Origin of the sequence: [Clostridium] celerecrescens 18A, from assembly GCF_002797975.1 — a bacterium.
Lineage (GTDB): Bacteria > Bacillota > Clostridia > Lachnospirales > Lachnospiraceae > Lacrimispora > Lacrimispora celerecrescens.
This window is the reverse complement of record NZ_PGET01000001.1, coordinates 3,773,250-3,792,505: the sequence shown is the minus strand read 5'-3', so window position 1 is coordinate 3,792,505 and position 19,256 is coordinate 3,773,250. Positions and strand designations below refer to the sequence as shown.

At 46.0% G+C, this 19,256-nt stretch carries 17 protein-coding genes and 1 other annotated feature; of the genes, 16 read left to right on the top strand and 1 reads right to left on the bottom strand.

The genetic code is table 11. The annotated features are described in order from the left end of the window. Window positions 1-111: 111 nt before the first annotated feature. The 12 genes from H171_RS17230 (at window position 112) to H171_RS17175 (ending at window position 13,913) form a co-directional block, all read left to right on the top strand. Complete coding sequence (locus H171_RS17230; protein ID WP_100307567.1) at window positions 112-2,271, top strand: glycoside hydrolase family 3 C-terminal domain-containing protein; 2,160 nt, start codon at window positions 112-114, stop codon at window positions 2,269-2,271. Window positions 2,272-2,565: 294 nt separating this feature from the next. Then, window positions 2,566-2,838, top strand: coding sequence for a sporulation transcriptional regulator SpoIIID (gene spoIIID, locus H171_RS17225; protein ID WP_013271108.1), 273 nt, complete (start codon window positions 2,566-2,568; stop codon window positions 2,836-2,838). Window positions 2,839-3,375: 537 nt separating this feature from the next. Further along, window positions 3,376-4,848, top strand: coding sequence for an aminotransferase class I/II-fold pyridoxal phosphate-dependent enzyme (locus H171_RS17220; protein WP_100306231.1), 1,473 nt, complete (start codon window positions 3,376-3,378; stop codon window positions 4,846-4,848). 6 nt (window positions 4,849-4,854) lie between these two features. Continuing rightward, a complete protein-coding gene (speE, locus tag H171_RS17215; RefSeq protein ID WP_100306230.1) occupies window positions 4,855-5,712 on the top strand; it encodes a polyamine aminopropyltransferase in 858 nt (285 codons plus the stop codon). Beyond that, entirely contained in the window at window positions 5,709-6,977 is a 1,269-nt protein-coding gene (locus H171_RS17210; RefSeq protein ID WP_100306229.1) for a saccharopine dehydrogenase family protein, read from the top strand. Before speE ends, H171_RS17210 begins: the two co-directional genes overlap by 4 nt. 6 nt (window positions 6,978-6,983) lie before the next feature. Then, entirely contained in the window at window positions 6,984-8,105 is a 1,122-nt protein-coding gene (nspC, locus tag H171_RS17205; protein ID WP_100306228.1) for a carboxynorspermidine decarboxylase, read from the top strand. Window positions 8,106-8,146: 41 nt separating this feature from the next. Then, a complete protein-coding gene (gene aguA / locus H171_RS17200) occupies window positions 8,147-9,241 on the top strand; it encodes an agmatine deiminase (protein ID WP_100306227.1) in 1,095 nt (364 codons plus the stop codon). Window positions 9,242-9,337: 96 nt separating this feature from the next. Then, a complete protein-coding gene (gene aguB / locus H171_RS17195) occupies window positions 9,338-10,219 on the top strand; it encodes an N-carbamoylputrescine amidase (RefSeq protein ID WP_100306226.1) in 882 nt (293 codons plus the stop codon). Between the two features lie 212 nt (window positions 10,220-10,431). Next, window positions 10,432-10,836 (top strand): protease complex subunit PrcB family protein, encoded by a 405-nt coding sequence (locus H171_RS17190; protein ID WP_242977101.1) that lies wholly within the window; start codon window positions 10,432-10,434, stop codon window positions 10,834-10,836. A 149-nt stretch (window positions 10,837-10,985) separates the two neighbouring features. Beyond that, window positions 10,986-11,684 carry a serine O-acetyltransferase gene (cysE, locus tag H171_RS17185; protein WP_100306225.1) on the top strand — a complete coding sequence of 233 codons (699 nt, stop codon included), beginning with the start codon at window positions 10,986-10,988 and terminating at the stop codon, window positions 11,682-11,684. A 121-nt stretch (window positions 11,685-11,805) separates the two neighbouring features. Next, window positions 11,806-13,377: a DUF3794 and LysM peptidoglycan-binding domain-containing protein gene (locus H171_RS17180; RefSeq protein ID WP_100306224.1), complete on the top strand. Its 1,572-nt coding sequence runs from the start codon at window positions 11,806-11,808 to the stop codon at window positions 13,375-13,377. A gap of 290 nt (window positions 13,378-13,667) precedes the next feature. Further along, window positions 13,668-13,913: a GIY-YIG nuclease family protein gene (locus H171_RS17175; protein ID WP_089991903.1), complete on the top strand. Its 246-nt coding sequence runs from the start codon at window positions 13,668-13,670 to the stop codon at window positions 13,911-13,913. Between the two features lie 49 nt (window positions 13,914-13,962). Here the strand turns inward: H171_RS17175 and trhA are convergent, their stop codons facing one another. Next, the gene (trhA, locus tag H171_RS17170; protein ID WP_100306223.1) at window positions 13,963-14,610 is read right to left on the bottom strand and encodes a PAQR family membrane homeostasis protein TrhA; all 648 of its coding nucleotides are present in this window, start codon (window positions 14,608-14,610) and stop codon (window positions 13,963-13,965) included. 204 nt (window positions 14,611-14,814) lie between these two features. Between trhA and H171_RS17165 the strand changes: the two genes are divergently transcribed. The 4 genes from H171_RS17165 to proS all read left to right on the top strand — a co-directional run bounded on the left by H171_RS17165 (window position 14,815) and on the right by proS (window position 19,256). Further along, on the top strand, window positions 14,815-15,552 hold the full coding sequence (locus H171_RS17165) for a nitroreductase family protein (protein ID WP_100307566.1): 738 nt from the start codon (window positions 14,815-14,817) through the stop codon (window positions 15,550-15,552). A 9-nt stretch (window positions 15,553-15,561) separates the two neighbouring features. After that, entirely contained in the window at window positions 15,562-16,263 is a 702-nt protein-coding gene (locus H171_RS17160; protein WP_100306222.1) for an RluA family pseudouridine synthase, read from the top strand. A gap of 100 nt (window positions 16,264-16,363) precedes the next feature. Further along, window positions 16,364-17,467: an AI-2E family transporter gene (locus tag H171_RS17155; RefSeq protein WP_100306221.1), complete on the top strand. Its 1,104-nt coding sequence runs from the start codon at window positions 16,364-16,366 to the stop codon at window positions 17,465-17,467. Window positions 17,468-17,560: 93 nt separating this feature from the next. Next, window positions 17,561-17,769: a binding site (T-box leader), on the top strand. A gap of 53 nt (window positions 17,770-17,822) precedes the next feature. Further along, complete coding sequence (gene proS, locus H171_RS17150) at window positions 17,823-19,256, top strand: proline--tRNA ligase (protein ID WP_100306220.1); 1,434 nt, start codon at window positions 17,823-17,825, stop codon at window positions 19,254-19,256.

Below are 19,256 nucleotides of genomic sequence, written 5' to 3'. Positions count from 1 at the left end.
AGCAAGAAGTGGGATGCCTGATCTGCTTTGAAATGCTATGATGGAAGCATGGAAAAAAAGTCAAGGAAATGTCAGGATATAAGATGAAAAGGAAAGGATCAGGTGAATTCCATGAATAAGGATAAGCTGAAGGAATACCGAAAAAAAGCAAAAGAATTAGTTTCAAAAATGACTTTGGAGGAAAAGGTTTCACAGACTGTACACAGTGCGGCGGCGATTCCAAGACTGGGAATAAAGGGTTATAACTGGTGGAACGAGGGACTTCATGGTGTGGCCAGGGCCGGAGTTGCTACGGTGTTTCCTCAGGCCATTGGACTTGCAGCAAGCTTTGATGAGGAGCTGCTTTATGAAGTGGCTGATGCGGTTTCCACAGAGGCAAGGGCAAAGTTTCATATGCAGCAGAAATACGGGGATACGGATATTTATAAGGGACTTACGTTTTGGGCCCCTAATGTCAATATCTTTAGAGATCCCCGCTGGGGAAGAGGACATGAGACATACGGAGAGGATCCATATTTGACTTCACGTATGGGGGTTCGTTTCATAGAGGGGCTGCAGGGAGATGACGAAAATTATTTGAAGACTGCAGCCTGCGCCAAACATTTTGCAGTCCACTCTGGCCCTGAGGATGAACGCCATTCCTTTAATGCTGTGGTGACGAAGCAAGATATGTTTGAAACCTATTTGCCTGCGTTTGAGGCATGTGTAAAGGAAGGAAAAGTAGAGGCGGTTATGGGAGCCTATAACCGGACCAATGGGGAACCCTGCTGCGGAAGCAAGACCCTGCTAAAGGATATTTTGAGGACAGACTGGGGATTTGAAGGTCATGTGACCTCAGATTGCTGGGCAGTAAAGGATTTTCATGAACATCACGGGGTTACTGGTTCTGCTCTGGAATCTGTTGCCATGGCAATGGAAAATGGCTGTGATTTAAATTGTGGTAGCCTGTTTTTATATCTGACAGAGGCAGTGAGCCGGGGGTTAGTATCAGAGGAACGGTTAAATGAAGCAATTGAGAATCTGATGATGACCAGGCTGAAGCTTGGGCTGTTTGAGGAGCCGGAAGCTGTGGAATACAATAAAATTACATATGAGGACAATGATACCAGAGAGCATAAGGATCTGAATTTTAAAGCTTCCAGAAAATCCTTTGTGCTGCTTAAAAATGAGGGGAATATACTTCCTCTTAATAAGGGAAGTCTGAAAACCATTGGAATCATCGGACCCAACAGCGATAACAGAAAGGCACTTATTGGAAATTATGAGGGTACCGCTTCCAGGTATTATACGATTTCCGAAGGAATCCAGGATTACGTTGGAGAAGACGTCCGTGTTATGGTCTCAGAAGGGTGCCATTTATGTAAACCGAGGGTAAGCGGCCTGGGGCAGGAGAATGACCGGTTATCAGAGGTTCGCGGAGTATGTGAAGCCAGTGATGTAATCATTGCCTGCATGGGCCTGGATTCCAGTCTGGAAGGAGAAGAGGGTGACGAGGGGAATGAATATGCCAGCGGTGATAAGCCCAATTTGTCCCTTCCAGGTTTGCAGAAACAAGTGTTGGAGGAAATCTATAAGAGCGGGAAGCCTGTGGTTTTAGTACTTTTATCTGGAAGCGCCCTTGATGTGTCCTGGGCAGATGCTCATATTCCCGCAATCATAGAAGGCTGGTATCCGGGAGCTCAGGGAGGCCGTGCTCTGGCCGCTGTGCTGTTCGGTGATTTTGTGCCGGAAGGAAAGCTTCCCATCACCTTTTACAGGAGTACAGAGGAGCTTCCGGCCTTTACGGATTATTCCATGAAGGGCAGGACCTACCGATATATGGAGCAGGAGGCTCTCTATCCCTTTGGCTATGGGCTTTCCTACACGGATTTTTCCGTAAGGGATGTGTACTTAAGCCAGGACCGGATAGGGGCAGGTGATACCTTAACCATAAAAGCGGTGTTAAAGAATGTGGGGCATAAGAAGGGGGCAGAAACCCTGCAGGTATATGTTAAGTCCTGTGCACCTCAGACGCCCAATGCTCAGCTTAAGGCACTTTTAAAGGCAGAACTGGAACCAGGGGAGGAAAGAGAATTGCAGGTGACGCTTTCTGACAAAGCCTTTGCTTTAAGGGATGAACAAGGAGATCTGGTAATGGAAGCCGGAACGTACAATGTGTATGTGGGAACACAGCAGCCTGATAAACGGAGCCATGAGCTTACAGGAAAAGCACCGGTATGCATGACGGTATCCATAGACCAGCATACTGTCCTGGAAAAATGCTGCATATAAAAAACAGCAGAAGGCCTGGACTACCAGCAGTCCTTTTATGAATGCAAGGCAAGGCTGGCTTTGCCGGGAACCAGCGAGACCGGAGTATTCCGCTATGCAGGGAAAAAAGTGGCAAAATTTCATACAGAAAATGACTTGCTGTTGAAAGAATTTTATAAAATTCTGTAAAGCGGCGCGCCTGAAAAACGGATTAAAGGTCTTAAAAAATTTCATCTGTAATCAGTGGGGATAACCATTCATACTTACTACTCCTCCTGCATAAGTATGTAAAAACGTCCTAGCAGGGGGATTTTCTTGAAGGAATATATTGAAGAACGCGCGGTTGCGATCGCCAACTACATCATAGACTATCATGCGACCGTGAGGCAGACAGCGAAGAAATTTGGGATTTCCAAATCTACGGTACATAAAGATGTTACGGACCGTTTGGAACACATTAATCCGTCCCTGGCAGCCCGGGCCAGGGTAATCCTTGATATTAACAAATCCGAGCGTCATATAAGAGGCGGCCTTGCCACCAAAGAGAAATACCAGCATCGCCTTCAGATGTGCAGCAAAAAGAATTGATAGGACAAAAAAGTGAAAAACAGCCGCTGATGGGAATAATAGAGATTCCCATCAGCGGCTGTTTTCAAAAAATATAAAATTTTTATTGACATGAAGCTGTAAAATATGTTATTCTTTACCCCGATATGAAGAGACATTATCGTTTTCATACAAATATTGACCACTTCGTAAGAAGTTAAGCCCAGACGGACAGGCGGGTCAGCTGCCGAGCGTGGGAAACCACATTATTGATTGAGTTAAAAGCTCAAATTTTATAAGTTGATTACTTTATAATCCGTGCGAATGCACATCACTTGTGAAACGATCAATAATAGCAGGGACAACATATTTGCTATGTAGACTCGAAAACGATAATTGTCATGAATAAAAGACGGGCAAAATGCCCTTACTTGAACTATCATTCATGAAATTGCAGGCAGGTGATGAATAATCACCTGCCTTTTTGCATTGAAATAATCCGCGCCAAATTAGGCGACACTTACGTTTCAGCGACAAAAGAGGGAGAAACATCCCGTGACTAGGAGAGGTAAGAGCCATATGAACAAAGAAGATCAGATGAGGGCGCCTATTTACGAAGCTCTTGAAACATTTCAAAAAAAGAGGGTAGTACCCTTTGATGTGCCAGGCCATAAACGGGGAAGGGGTAATCCGGAGCTTGCCCGCCTTTTGGGGGAACGGTGCGTCGGACTTGATGTAAATTCCATGAAGCCGCTTGATAATCTATGCCATCCGGTGTCTGTGATCCGGGATGCGGAACGGTTGACAGCAGATGCTTTTGGGGCGGCAGATGCATTTTTGATGGTGGGAGGAACCACGTCGGCTGTACAGAGCATGATCCTGTCTGTATGCAAGGCGGGGGATAAAATCATTCTTCCGAGAAATGTCCATAGAAGCGCCTTAAATGCTCTGGTATTATGCGGGGCGGTTCCGATTTATGTAAATCCAGAAGTGAACAGCATGCTGGGTATTTCCCTTGGCATGGAGATCGGCCAGGTGGAAAAGGCAATTATGGAAAATCCCGATGCAGTGGCGGTATTTGTTAACAATCCCACGTATTATGGAATCTGCTCGGATATCCGCTCCATTGTCCGGCTGGCCCATGCCCACGGGATGAAGGTTCTGGCTGATGAAGCTCATGGCACCCATCTCTATTTTGGGAAGGGGCTTCCGGTTTCCGCCATGGAAGCGGGTGCGGATATGTCGGCGGTCTCCATGCACAAGTCAGGAGGAAGCCTGACACAAAGCTCCCTACTCCTTTTAAACAAAGGAGTGAATGGGGATTACGTGCGTCAGATCATAAACTTAACCCAGACCACCAGCGCCTCTTACCTTCTTTTATCAAGCCTTGATATATCAAGAAGGAACCTTGCTCTGCGGGGGGAAGAGTCCTTTGCAAAGGTTGTGGAAATGGCAGAATATGCCAGGGGAGAGATCAATTCCATCGGCGGATACTATGCTTATGGAAGGGATCTGATCAATGGAACCAGCATTTTTGATTACGACGTGACAAAGCTTTCAGTTTATACCCTGGGAAATGGGCTGGCAGGAATTGAGGTCTATGATCTGCTCCGGGATGAATATGATATCCAGATCGAATTCGGGGATATCTGCAACCTTCTTGCCTACATTTCCATCGGTGACCGGATTCAGGATATTGAACGTCTGGTGGGAGCACTGGCAGATATTGAACGCCTTTACAAAAAGGACCGGACGGGTATGCTGTCAGGAGAATACATTGCCCCCAAAGTGGAAGTATCACCTCAGAAAGCATTTTATTCCCCAAAGGTATCCGTACCGGTAGGGGAATCCGCAGGAAGTATAAGCGGGGAGTTTGTCATGTGTTATCCTCCGGGTATTCCTATCCTGGCGCCGGGAGAGATGATTACGGAAGAGATCGTGGAGTACATTATTTATGCCAGGGAAATGGGCTGTTCCATGCAGGGAACCGAGGATCCGGCAGTAGAACGGCTGATGGTGTTAAAGGAGCATGTTAAAGAAGGGGAGAGGTAGGAAAAGATGGAGATATGGTTTTCAAAATTTCACACTTCCAATGTGAAGCTTTCGGTGCGGATTGATAAACAGCTATTTTCCGGTGAAAGTGAATACCAGAGAATTGACGTGTTCGAATCCCAGGAATTTGGAAAGTTTGTGTCTTTGGATGGAGACATTGTTTTTTCAGAAAAAGATGAGTTTATTTACGATGAAATGGTGACCCATGTTCCCATGGCAGTCCATCCAAATGTTAAGGATGTGCTGATCATCGGCGGAGGCGACGGAGGGGTGTCAAAGGAGCTTTTGCAGTACCCGTTCATTCAGTCCATCGATGTGGTTGAAACGGATAAACTGTTTGTAGACGTGTGCCGGGATATTTTTCCTGAAGTATCCTGCGGGCTTTCTGATCCCAGGGTCAAGGTATATTATGATGACGGGCTCCGTTTCTTAAGAAGCAAAAAAGAGGAATATGACCTTATCATCAATGATTCCACGGATCCTTTCGGACATACGGAGGGGCTTTTCACCAAGGAATTTTACGGCAGCTGCTATAAGGCGCTGCGAAGCGATGGCATTATGGTCTATCAGCATGGAAGTCCTTTTTACGATGATGATGAGACGGCGTGCAGAAGCATGCACCGGAAGGTATTCCGTTCCTTCCCCATAAGCCGTGTTTATCAGGCCCATATTCCCACCTGCCCGTCCGGCTACTGGCTGTTTGGGTTTGCATCGAAAAAATATCATCCCATCAATGATTTTAAACCAGAACTATGGAATCAGTTAAAAATTGAAACCTGGTATTATACAACGAATCTTCATACAGGCGCGTTCATGCTGCCTAAATACGTGGAAGATTTACTGAAAGAGGAGGAAAAGGAATGAGCAGATTATTAATTATCGGTTGTGGAGGGGTAGCCTCTGTGGCAATCCGGAAGTGCTGTCAGAACAGCGAGGTGTTTACAGACATTTGTATCGCAAGCAGGACAAAAGAGAAATGCGATGCCCTAAAGGATAAGCTTGCAGGGACAACAAATACAAGAATTGAAACAGCTAAGGTTGATGCGGATCACGTGGAAGAGGTAATTGCCCTTATAAAGGATTATAAGCCGGATGCCGTATTAAATGTGGCTCTTCCCTATCAGGATCTAACCATCATGGATGCATGTCTTGCAACAGGGGTAGATTACATTGATACCGCTAACTTTGAGCCTGAGAATACGGATGATCCGGAGTGGAGGGCGATCTATGAGAAGCGTTGTGAAGAGCTCGGGTTTACCGCCCTTTTTGATTATTCCTGGCAGTGGGTTTACAAGGAGCGTTTTGAGAATGCAGGCATTACCGCATTGCTTGGAAGCGGGTTCGATCCTGGAGTTACCAGCGTATTTTCTGCTTATGCCTTAAAGCACTATTTTGACGAAATTCATACCATTGATATTTTAGACTGCAACGGAGGGGATCATGGGTATCCCTTTGCAACAAATTTTAACCCTGAAATCAACTTAAGGGAAGTATCCTCCAACGGTTCCTATTGGGAGGATGGCCGCTGGATTGAGACAGAGCCCATGGAGATTAAATCCAAATATAATTTCCCTGAGGTTGGGGAAAAGGACATGTACCTGCTTCACCATGAGGAGATTGAATCCCTGGCAAAGAACATTCCCGGGGTAAAGAGAATCCGTTTCTTCATGACCTTTGGACAGAGCTATTTGACCCATATGAAGTGCCTGGAAAACGTAGGTATGCTTTCCACCTCCCCCGTTGAGTTTAACGGACAGGAGATCGTGCCCATTCAGTTTCTAAAAGCCCTGCTTCCAGATCCGGCGTCCCTTGGCCCAAGAACCAAAGGAAAGACCAATATTGGATGCATCTTTACGGGGGTAAAGGATGGAAAGGAAAAGACTATTTACATCTACAACGTATGCGATCATGAGGAATGCTATAAAGAGGTGGAATCCCAGGCGATTTCCTATACCACCGGAGTTCCGGCCATGATCGGGAGCCTGATGGTATTAACCGGCCAGTGGAAGAAGCCGGGGGTATTTAATGTGGAAGAGTTTGACCCGGATCCCTATATGGAGGCTTTAAACAAATGGGGACTTCCATGGGTGGTATGTGAGGACCCGGAAACTGTTACGGTTTGGAGATAGGAAAAAATGAGGATCGAAGAGCTAAAAACACCCTGTTATGTGATCGACGAGGGAAGACTGGAGAAGAATTTAAAAATCCTAAGCCAGGTAAAAGAAAATACCGGGTGCAGGATCCTGTTGGCACAGAAGGCATTTTCCTGCTTTGCGGAGTACCCCCTCATCGGTAAGTATCTTGACGGAACTACGGCCAGCGGGCTTTATGAGGCCAGGCTGGGGAACGAGGAGATGGGGCTTGAAAATCACGTTTTTGCCCCCGCGTATAAGGAAGAGGACTTTAAAGAGCTGGTGAAGATCTGCGATCACATTATATTCAACTCGTTTTCTCAGCTGGAGAAGTACAAAGGTGCTTTAGAAGGGGTAAGTGCAGGTATCAGGATCAATCCCCAGTGCTCCACCCAGGAAGGCCATGAAATCTATGACCCCTGTGCGCCCGGATCAAGGCTTGGTGTAATCATTGATAATTTTAAGGAGGAGTGGCTGCCCTGGATATCAGGGCTCCATTTCCACACCTTATGTGAGCAGAATTCAGATGATTTAAAAAAGACCCTGGATGCCGTGGAGGAAAAGTTCGGGAAGTATTTATCCGGAGTGTCCTGGCTTAACATGGGCGGAGGACATCATATTACCAGAGAGGATTACGACATCGTGCTGCTGGAAGCCTGCATTAAGAGAATGCAGGAGAAGTATGGTCTTCAGATTTATCTGGAACCTGGAGAGGCAGTGGCACTTAATGCAGGATATCTGGTGACAGAGGTCATGGATGTGGTGGAAAATGGGATAAAGACTTTGATCCTTGATGCTTCCGCAGCCTGCCATATGCCTGATGTGCTGGAAATGCCGTACCGGCCGCCTTTAAAGAACAGCGGAGAACCGGGAGAAAAGGCTTTTACCTACCGGCTGTCCTCCTGCACCTGTCTGGCAGGGGACGTGATCGGTGACTATTCCTTTGACAGGGAAATAAAGCCTGGAGATAAGCTGTACTTTATGGATATGGCCATCTATTCCATGGTGAAGAATAACACCTTTAACGGGATGCCCCTTCCTGACATCGCTATCATGGATCAGGATGGAGAATGTCGTGTTATAAAAAGGTTTGGCTATGAGGATTTTAAGAACAGGCTGGCCTAGGAGTTACAAGCATATCCCCATGATTCATCAGGAGACAAACTATGGAAAAATTAAAAAGCTTCCCGGCGGCGGATGGATTTTATATGCCGGGGGAATTTGAGCCTCATCGGAGCTGTATCATGATCTGGCCCAAGCGTCCCGGCTCCTGGCCCTTTGGGGCCGGAAGGGCAAGGAAGGCCTTTGCTGAAATCGCGGAGGCTATTGCAGACAGCGAGCAGGTGATCGTACTGGCGGAGTCTGATGTAATGGAATGCGCCAGAGAAATGCTTTCGGACCGGATCCAGGTGATCGACATGGAATCTGACGACGCATGGGCAAGAGATGTGGGACCTACCTTTGTAGTCAATAAGGAACGTAAGGTCAGGGGAATCGACTGGCAGTTTAATGCCTGGGGAGGAACTTTTGACGGGTTGTATCCGGACTGGCAAAAGGATGACCTTCTTGCAGGTCGTTTCTGTGAATTTTTTGACTATCCGGTTTACGATGCAAAGCATTTTGTACTGGAGGGAGGTTCTATACACTCGGATGGGGAAGGTACGCTCTTGGTGACGGAAGCCTGTCTTTTAAGTGGCGGACGGAATCCGTCTCTTTCTAAGCTTCAGATTGAAGAACTACTGAAAAGTTATCTGGGGGCTTTAAAGGTCATCTGGCTGAAAGCAGGAATTTATCAGGATGAAACTAATGAGCATGTTGATAATGTCTGCGCGTTTGTCCGGCCGGGAGAAGTGGTGTTAGCCTGGACGGATGATGAGGATGATCCACAGTATGAGATGTCTCTGGCTGATTTGAGAATACTGGAACAGGAAACAGATGCAGCGGGTAGACATTTTAAAATACACAAGCTTGCCATACCTAAGAAACCGGTCTGCATTACGAAAGAGGAGCTTTCAGGCTTTTCCTTTGAACCGGGAGAGGATGAGAGGGAGGCTGGAGAGCGCCTGGCTGCCAGCTATGTGAATTTTTATATATCCAATGGAGGGGTTATTGTTCCACAGTTTGGGGATGTTCATGATTCAGAGGCAGTACGGATATTAGGGGAGTGCTTCCCTGAGAGAAGAATCTATCCGGTGTATGCAAGAGATATTATTGTAGGAGGCGGAAATATTCACTGCATTACACAACAAATTCCGTTGTAGTCCGGACGTGCCTTTCATAGATCGGGTGACCGGACTCCGCTGGGTTATTCATGTCGGGCGTCCGCACGATAGAAACGATACCGGAAGGAGAATTTCATGAGAGATGTAACAGTAGCGGCAGTTCAGATGAGATGCTGCGATGACGTTAAAAAGAATATTGAACATGCGGAAAGACTGGTAAGGCAGGCAGCAGGGGAAGGGGCAAAGGTCATTCTCCTTCCGGAGCTGTTTGAACGGCAATACTTCTGCCAGGAGAGGCGGTATGACTTTTATGAATATGCAGAACCGGCAGAGGAGAACCAGGCGGTTAAGCATTTCGCCGGGATTGCGGCTGAGCTTCAGGTGGTGCTTCCCATCAGCTTTTATGAGCGGTCAGGAAATACCATGTTTAATTCAGTGGCTGTCCTTGACGGAGATGGGACAAATCTTGGAATATACCGGAAGACTCATATTCCCGATGATCATTACTACCAGGAAAAATTTTATTTCACTCCCGGAGACACCGGCTTTCAGGTATTTAATACCATGTATGGGAAAATCGGCGTAGGGATCTGCTGGGATCAGTGGTTTCCGGAGACAGCAAGGTGCCTGGGGTTACAGGGAGCGGAGCTGATCTTATATCCTACTGCCATTGGAAGTGAGCCCATCCTGGAATGCGACAGCATGGAGCACTGGAGGCGCTGCATGCAGGGACACGCTGCTTCCAATATCATACCGGTCATAGCGGCTAACCGGATTGGAGTGGAATCTGTTATTCCCTGTACGTCAAACGGGAATCAAAGCTCCTCTCTTAGATTTTATGGTTCTTCCTTTATTACGGATAATACCGGGGCTGTCATAGCTTCTATGGGCAGGGAGGAAGAAGGGTTCATATGCGCTTCCTTTGATCTGGATCAGATGATGGCTGACAGGAGAAACTGGGGGCTTTTCCGTGACCGCAGGCCGGAAATGTACAGGGGTATCACAGGAAAATCATAAATTCACCTTTTTGTGCAGGAAAAGTTGCGATTATATTCTGAAATTATATTATGCTGAAGCTATCAGAGAGAGCGGGAGGTAAGAACGAAATTTGGATCCCAGTCCGTAAAAAAGCGTAAATCCCTTCATAAAATCCGTTTCTTCCCCATATATATAGTAATAATTAATAAGTTGGGGAGTGTGCTATGAAGAGACTGTTTAGCAGAAGATGGATGATTTTTTTTGGCCTGGCCATGTGGGTACTGGTAGTACGTACCTTAAGCGGGTGTACTTTAAACAAGGATAGTGGTGATAAGGTGCGGGATCTGGAATTTACCGTGGTAGCTGACGCAGATATACCGCAGGAACTTAGCCAGATCATTGCTGAGAAGCAGCAGTCACCTTTTAAGCTGACCTACAGCGATGATCAGAACCTTTACATAGTGGTTGGTTTCGGAAAGCAGGCCGGTGGGGGATATAGCATCGCAGTCAATGATCTTTATCTGACAGATAATTCCATTGTCCTGGATACGGAACTGATCGGCCCGGAAAAGGGAGAGAATATGGGGACGGAACCCTCTTATCCCTTCATCGTCATTAAAACCGAGATGTCAGAGCTTCCGGTAGTGTTTCAGTAGAAAAGAAGTTGAAATAGCCGTTCCGCAGATGGCAAAAGCGGAACGGCTGTTTTTGTGGCAGATAAAACGTAAATTCCCCTTTTTTCTTAAGCCGTCATATGATATACTACTTCAAATAAGAGTAGGCAGTAAAGAGAAGGAAGGGTAATATGATATTAAAGGATATATGGCTTGATGTTACGGCAGTAAAAGAGCGGGATCCGGCGGCCAGAAGCAAGCTTGAAGTGCTTTTGCTCTATCAGGGTGTTCATGCGTTGATCTGGCATCGTTTTGCTCACTTGTTTTACCAGCATAAGATGTTTTTTATAGCCAGGTTTATTTCCCAGCTGGCAAGATTTTTTACACTGATCGAGATTCATCCCGGCGCGCAGCTGGGGCATGGGATTTTAATTGACCATGGCAGCGGAGTGGTGATCGGAGAAACTACGGTGGTAGGAGATAATTGTACGATTTACCAGGGAGTGACTTTAGGCGGTGTGGGACTTAATAAGGGAAAGCGCCATCCCACCCTTGGTAATAATGTGACCGTGGGAGCGGGAGCTAAGATTCTGGGCTCCTTTGAGGTAGGTGATAATTGTACCATAGCGGCAAATGCCGTGCTATTAAAGCCTTTGGAAAGCAACGTGACTGCGGTCGGAATTCCCGCCCGTCCGATTAAGATCGATGGCGTGCCCCTTCCCAAGAAGGAAAGCAATCTGGTGACCATGGATCATTACTGCAAGATGGAAGAGCGGGTCAAGGAATTGGAAGAAACGCTGTCTAAACTGCAGACAGAGCTGTCTTCCTATCGGGAAAAAGAGCACTCCGATCAGGCGGAGGCATCTTTGGAGGGGAAAATTGAGGAATAGAAGGGCTAAAACTCTCTTGTATTTCAGGAAGTCCGGGAATGATAACAAAAAAAGTATAATGAAACATGCACCTGCATAAACTTTCTTAAAGGAATAAAGAAGGTAAGGCAGGTGCTTTTTTATGTTGGAGCTGGTGAAGAAAAACATACATATGAATCGTTGGAAAGGATATGCCGCATCCCAGATTACTCTTGACGATGACTTCATCGTCCCGGACAGTATGGATGATGTGGATCAGATTATTTTAAGTTCCGGCGATATTACCATTGATTCCGTAAAGGTTCAGACAGAACGGGTCATGGTCCGGGGCAAGCTGGACTTTATGAATCTCTTCCGGGGATCGGAAGGAGGGCTACAGACCCTTTCAGGAAGCATTAACTTTGAGGAACCCATCAATATCCCCGGGCTGGAGGAAAAGGATTACGTCCAACTGGGGTGGGAGCTTGAGGATTTAAACGCTGGGCTTATTAATTCCAGAAAGCTGAGCGTAAAGTCGATCGTATCACTAAAAGTAAAGGTGGAAACTGCCAGCGATATAAACGCTGCCGTGGAAGTGGACACGGGAGGCTCAGCATTAGATATGCCAATTGTGGAAACCCTTCGCCGCAATCTGGATGTAGCATCGATTGCTCTCCGCCACAAGGATACGTTTCGCATCAAGGATACGGTTACTCTATCAGGAAACAAGCCAAACATTGACCACGTTTTATGGACTGAAATGAAGTTAAGAGGCGTTTCCTTAAGGCCCATGGATGGAAAAATGATGCTTGACGGGGAACTGTTAGTCTTTGTTATTTACCAGGGAGAAGGGGAAGGTGCGCCCATCCAGTGGGTAGAGGAGAGCATTCCGTTTTCAGGGGAACTGGCTGTTCCGGATATGACTGAGGATATGGTTCCTCTGGTTACGGTTCACATAATCCATAAGGATATTGAGGCAAAACCGGATTCCGACGGTGAAATGCGGGAAATGGATATGGATTCAGTTCTTGAGCTGGATATGAAGCTTTACAAGGAAGAGAATATGGAGCTGCTCAGCGATATATATTCCACCAACAGGGAACTGACGCTGCAGACGGAGGAAGCTCTTTTTGATAAGATCCTGACGAAAAATATGAGCAGGTGCAAGGTTGTAGAAAAGCTCAGCCTGGATCAGGCGGACCGGATCCTCCAGATATGCCACAGTGAAGGGACTGTTAAAGTCGATGATACGGAAATCAAAGAGGACGGACTTCATGTGGAAGGCGTTTTAGAGGTTCGGATCCTTTATATGACTTCTGACGATGACCAGCCTATCCAGTCAACCGTGGAAGATATTCCATTCCATTTCCTGATTGAGGCACCGGGGATCAATGAGCAGACGGTTTGCCAGCTGAATCCGGGCTTAGAGCAGCTTAGTGCGGTTATGATGGGCGGAGGAACCGTAGAAGTGAAGGCGACCATTTCCCTTGATTTACTGGCCTTGCAGCCGATCCGTGAGCAGATCATCACTAACGCGCTGGAATCGCCCATGGATTTAAACAACTTGCAGAAGCTTCCCGGAATCGTGGGATATATTGTGCAGCCTGAGGATTCCCTCTGGAATATCGCTAAAAAGTTCCATACAACCATAGATACCATTATAGCGACCAATGGATTGACGGATAAATCCGTGAGACCGGGTGACCGGCTGATTCTTGTGAAGGAATTAGCATAATTTATTCAATAAAGTGCCAGGCAGAAGGGATCGCTTTTGCCTGGCATAATTGATTATGCCTTTGAATGATTTTTATAAAAAAGGGTATGATAAAGATTGCTATTCACATATCAGCTTGCCCTGTTATATAATATACTATAGCTAAGCTATAGCTTCAACCATCGATGGCGCCAAAACGCATCCAGCTGGTGCTTAAGATAGATGACAGGTTACCCTGGACGGTAGTGACGTATTGCAAGGCGTTATTACCGTTTACATACCCTGAATTTCCTTATACCGGAGAAGAAAAAATGAACTATACCTATATTTTAAGATGTGCAGATGATACCCTGTATTGCGGCTGGACAAACCACTTAGAGAAACGTTTAATCGCCCATAACCAGGGAAAAGGGGCCAAATACACAAAAGCCAGAAGGCCTGTGGTTCTGGCTTACTGGGAGGAGTTCTCCACAAAAGAAGAAGCCATGCGGAGGGAAGCCGCCATTAAAAAACTTTCCAGGAAGGACAAGCTAAAACTGATGGGAGAAATTGTATAAGAAAAACCGTCAAGTCCGCGAGTATGCGGGACTGACGGTTTTTCCGGTGTTATGCAACAAAATTGTACATCAAAATATAATGGCATAAGCTTCCGCCCATGACGAATAGGTGAAAGATCTCATGGGATCCAAAGCTTTTATGCTTCGCATTAAAAAGAGGAAGCTTCAGAGCGTAGATGATCCCGCCTATGGTATAGATGATGCCTCCTGCAAGCAGCCAGAGAAATCCGGCAGAAGAAAGGGTTTCCGTAATCTTTGAAAATGCCAGAACGCAGACCCAGCCCATGGCAATGTAGAGGCTGGACGAAAACCATTTGGGGCACATAATAAAACAGGCTTTTATGATAATTCCTGAAATGGCTATGCCCCAAACCAGAGCAAGCAGGCTCCAGCCGGTCTTATCTCCCAGAACGATCAGGCAGATTGGCGTATACGTTCCTGCAATCAGGATAAAAATCATCATATGATCTAATTTTTTCAGCAGACGGTTGATTTTCGGTGAAATATCAAGAGTATGGTAGATGGTGCTGGCCGCGTAAAGAAAAACCATACTGATGATAAAAACCGTTAAGGCGGCCAGATGGAGCCCCCCGTCGGAAGAAGCCTTAATAAGCAGTGGTGTTGCGGCAATAAGCGCCAGTATCATGGCGATAAAATGCGTGAGGGCACTGACCGGATCTTTAATTTTAATTTCCATGGAAAACCTCCTTGTAGAAAATAATAACTTTTGATGTAGTAATCAATACTATGTATTGCATTTTTATATACTATACACTTTGCTTGAAAAAAATGCAATAGTTTTTTAAAGATAAAATTATAAAAATGGGTTTGCTATAATTGGAACAATAAAATATAATGAATAGATAAAATGAAATTTATAAAAGAAAGGTATGACCTCCCTATGAATCAGACAATAAAAGAACTTATGGAAAGAAAATCTGTCCGTGTATATGAGGACCGGGCCATTGAACCGGAGAAAAAAGCGGCTATTATAGAGGCGGCACTTCAGGCCCCCACGGCAGGAAATATGACCCTGTATTCCATTATTGATGTGACGGACCAGGAGCGAAAGGAAACCCTGTCAATAACCTGCGACAACCAGCCATTTATTGCAAAGGCACCGCTGGTACTGGTTTTTGTCGCAGATTACCAGAGATGGTACGAGCTGTTCTGCCACTATGAAGAAGAGGTCCGCCATCCTGGGCTTGGAGATCTTTTGCTGGCTTGTGATGATGCCCTTATAGCCGCACAGAATGCGGTTGTGGCGGCAGAATCCATGGGCATTGGCTCCTGTTACATTGGGGATATTATGGAGCAGTATGAAACCCACAGGGATTTGTTCAGCCTTCCAAAGTATGCGGTTCCGGCGGCAATGTTGGTCTTTGGATATCCTTCCAGACAGCAGCAGGAGAGAAAAAAGCCGGAGCGTCTTAGGCTTGAGGCTGTTGTGTCCACGAATTCCTACCGCCGTTTAAGCCCGGAGGAATTTTCCCTGGAGCTTAAAAAGACCCAGGGCAGGGAAGAGGACTTTGAGCGATGGATAAAGGCTTTTTGCAAACGCAAATGGAATTCTGATTTCAGTGCAGAGATGAGCCGGTCTGTAGAAGCTATGATGGCTGCATGGAAGAAAGAGGAGTAAAACATAGACATGGATCTTAACATACTGTACGAGGATGAAGAGATACTGGTGGTAGAAAAACCAGTGGGAATAGAATCCCAAACCGCAAGGTCCTTTGAACCGGATATGGTCAGTGAGGTGAAGAAACATATCAACACGTTATCCCCAAAGCAAGGGGAGCCTTATGTGGGAGTTATCCACAGGCTGGATAAGCCGGTTGGAGGCGTCATGGTGTATGCAAAGACCAAAGGAGCTGCAGAGTCCTTAAGCAGTCAGGTTTCTAAACATCAAATGGAGAAAATCTATTATGCAGTAGTTTGTGGAAAACCTGTGGAAAACTTTGGCGCTTACGTGGATTATTTGTGGAAAGACGGAAAAACTAATTGTTCCAAAATTGTGGATAAAGGGATAAAAGGTGCAAAACTCGCAGAACTCCATTATCAGGTTGTGGAAAACAAAAACATTGGGAATGAAGAGTGCAGCCTGACAAAGATCACGTTAAAAACCGGCCGCCACCATCAGATCCGGGTACAGATGGCGGGCCACGGCACACCCCTGTGGGGCGACCGCAAGTATAATCCCGAGGCTCAAAAGAATGCTGTCAGCGGTAACGTGGCGTTATTTGCTTACAGCTTATCGTTTTCCCATCCAGTCACAAAGAAAAGGCTGAGCTTTTCAGTGAAACCAAAGGGAAAAGTCTTTGAGATGTTTTCATTATCGGGAATTGCATAAAGAAGGAATTTTTTACTAATCAGATTTCGCATATTTTCTTACCGGACGGCTCATAATAGTGATTGTACAAAAGAAGTACAAATCAGAAACAGGTGAGTCCATGGTGAAACCGAGCAGGAAACTGAAGAAAACATTATTAATATTGGGAGTTACAGGGGCAGTGTATCTGTGTTTTCGATATCTGCTGCCCCTTGTGATTCCCTTTTTGATTGCGTATGTATTTGCTCTTTCCCTACGGCCCTCTGCTCTTTGGGTTGAGAAAAGGACCCGCTTCATTGTAAAGGGAAAGGTGATTTCCATTCCCCTGGCGGTTATTGGCGGAGTAGAGATTATACTTCTTATGATCGCTTTTGGGATCCTTCTTTACGTGGGTGGAAGAAAGCTGCTTATGGAAGCTAGACTTTTGCTTCAAAGTCTTCCCGCAATTCTGGAAGGTGTGGATCATTGGCTCATGGATAACTGTTCCTTCGCAGAACGTTTTTTAAAGCTGCCTGACGGATATGCGGTAGAAATAGTAAGGGATATCATCACAGGAGGGCAGACTGCCATTAAAAGCAGGATTATGCCCTTTCTCATGGTGAACTCCATGACCATTATGAAATGGATTGTTCAGGCAACCGTTATCATCATTATATTGCTTATTGCCACGGTCCTGTCCCTTCAGGAAATGGATGAGATTCGGGAAAGACGGGACAATTCCATATTCCGCTTTGAATATGCCATGCTGGGAAAACGGCTTACAACGGTGGGCAGCGCCTGGTTAAAGACTCAAGGAGCTATCATGATGTTTACCATGGTGGTTTGTTCGTCAGGACTGTTTTTGCTGGGAAATCCCTACTTTATATTATTCGGAATCGGGATCGGGCTTTTGGATGCGCTTCCGATTTTCGGGACCGGGACGGTGCTCATTCCCTGGGCCCTATTCTCCTTGATCAATAAAAACTGGAAGTATGGATTCGGACTGATCATCATTTATGTGATCTGCTATTTTCTAAGAGAGATCATGGAAGCTAAAATCATGGGAGGACAAGTTGGCCTTACGCCTTTGGAGACCCTTGCTTCCATGTACGTAGGACTTCAGCTCTTCGGGCTTTTGGGATTTATTCTTGGCCCTATCGGCTTATTGATTGTGGAAGATATTGTAGAGGTGTATGAGTGCTGGTGCTGTCATGATGGAAAGGAAAGGCTGGATCCGGAGGAATGAATGAAATACTTTTGGAAGACAAGTCCGGACCCACTTGACAAACATTTGCAAATAACGTAAAATCAACCATACAATCTTTTATTATAATGAAGAACTAAGACGTTGAAGAGGACCAGTAGGTGATGATGTATCCCAGAGAGAAGGCCGTTTGCTGGAAGGTCTTTATACCTCTCATAACCCAACCTACCTCGGAGTCCCGCAGCAAACTGCGGCGCAGTTCCTGCGTTAACGGATAAAAAAGTGAGTCATGGCATTGTCCATGGCTAAATTGGGTGGCACCGCCGAGCTGTTCGGTCCCTTTTTAGGGAACGGATGGCTCTTTTTATTTTTATGAGGATAGGAAAGGAGAATTGTTATGGCAAAGGAAAAGAAATTAGTAGAGGCGATTACATCCATGGAGGTGGATTTTGCGCAGTGGTATACGGATGTTGTAAAGAAAGCAGAGTTAATTGATTACTCCAGTGTAAAGGGCTGCATGGTCATCAAACCGGCAGGGTATGCCATCTGGGAAAACATTCAGAGCGAGCTTGACAGAAGGTTTAAGGAAGTAGGGGTGGAAAATGTTTACATGCCTATGTTTATTCCGGAAAGCCTTCTTGAAAAGGAAAAGGACCATGTAGAAGGATTCGCTCCTGAGGTGGCCTGGGTAACCCACGGAGGTTTGGAGCCGCTGCAGGAAAGGCTTTGTGTCAGACCTACCTCAGAAACCCTTTTCTGTGATTTTTATTCCAGAGAAATCCAGTCCTACCGTGACTTACCGAAGCTTTATAATCAGTGGTGTTCCGTGGTGCGCTGGGAAAAGACCACCAGACCGTTCTTACGCTCCAGAGAATTTCTGTGGCAGGAAGGCCATACGGCTCATGCGACTGCCAATGAAGCACAGGAAAGAACGGAACAGATGCTTAATATATACGCAAATTTCTGTGAAGAAATCCTTGCAATGCCTGTGATACGCGGTCAAAAGACTGATAAGGAAAAATTTGCCGGAGCAGAGGCAACCTATACCATCGAAGCCCTGATGCACGATGGAAAGGCGCTTCAGTCAGGAACCAGCCACAACTTTGGAGATGGGTTTGCAAAAGCTTTCGATATTCAGTATTCAGATAAGGAAAATAAACTTCAGTATGTTCATCAGACTTCATGGGGATTGAGCACCAGACTTATCGGTGGTATCATCATGGTCCATGGTGATGACAGCGGCCTTGTGCTTCCTCCCAGAATTGCTCCGATCCAGGTGATCATCGTTCCGGTTCAGCAGCAGAAGGAGGGCGTACTTGATAAGGCTTATGAGTTAAAAGAAATTCTTTCTAATTATAAAGTAAAAGTTGACGATTCCGATAAGAGTCCGGGATGGAAGTTCAGCGAATCAGAGATGCGTGGTATTCCGGTTCGTGTGGAAATCGGTCCGAGAGATATTTCAGAGAACCAGGCGGTCTTGGTACGCCGTGACACCCATGAGAAGATTACCGTATCCTTAGATGAGATAAATAATAAGGTAGGAGAGCTTCTGGAGACAATCCAAAAGGATATGCTGGAACGCGCCAGAATTCACCGGGATGTTCATACCTACGAGGCAACAGATATGGATACCTTTGTTAAAACTGTGGAGGAAAAACCGGGCTTTGTAAAGGCTATGTGGTGCGGCTCCCAGGAATGTGAGGATAAGATCAAGGAGATTACAGGAGCAACATCCCGATGTATGCCATTTAAGCAGGAAACACTTGCCGATACCTGTGTATGCTGTAGAAAACCTGCGGTAAAGATGGTTTACTGGGGCAGAGCGTATTAA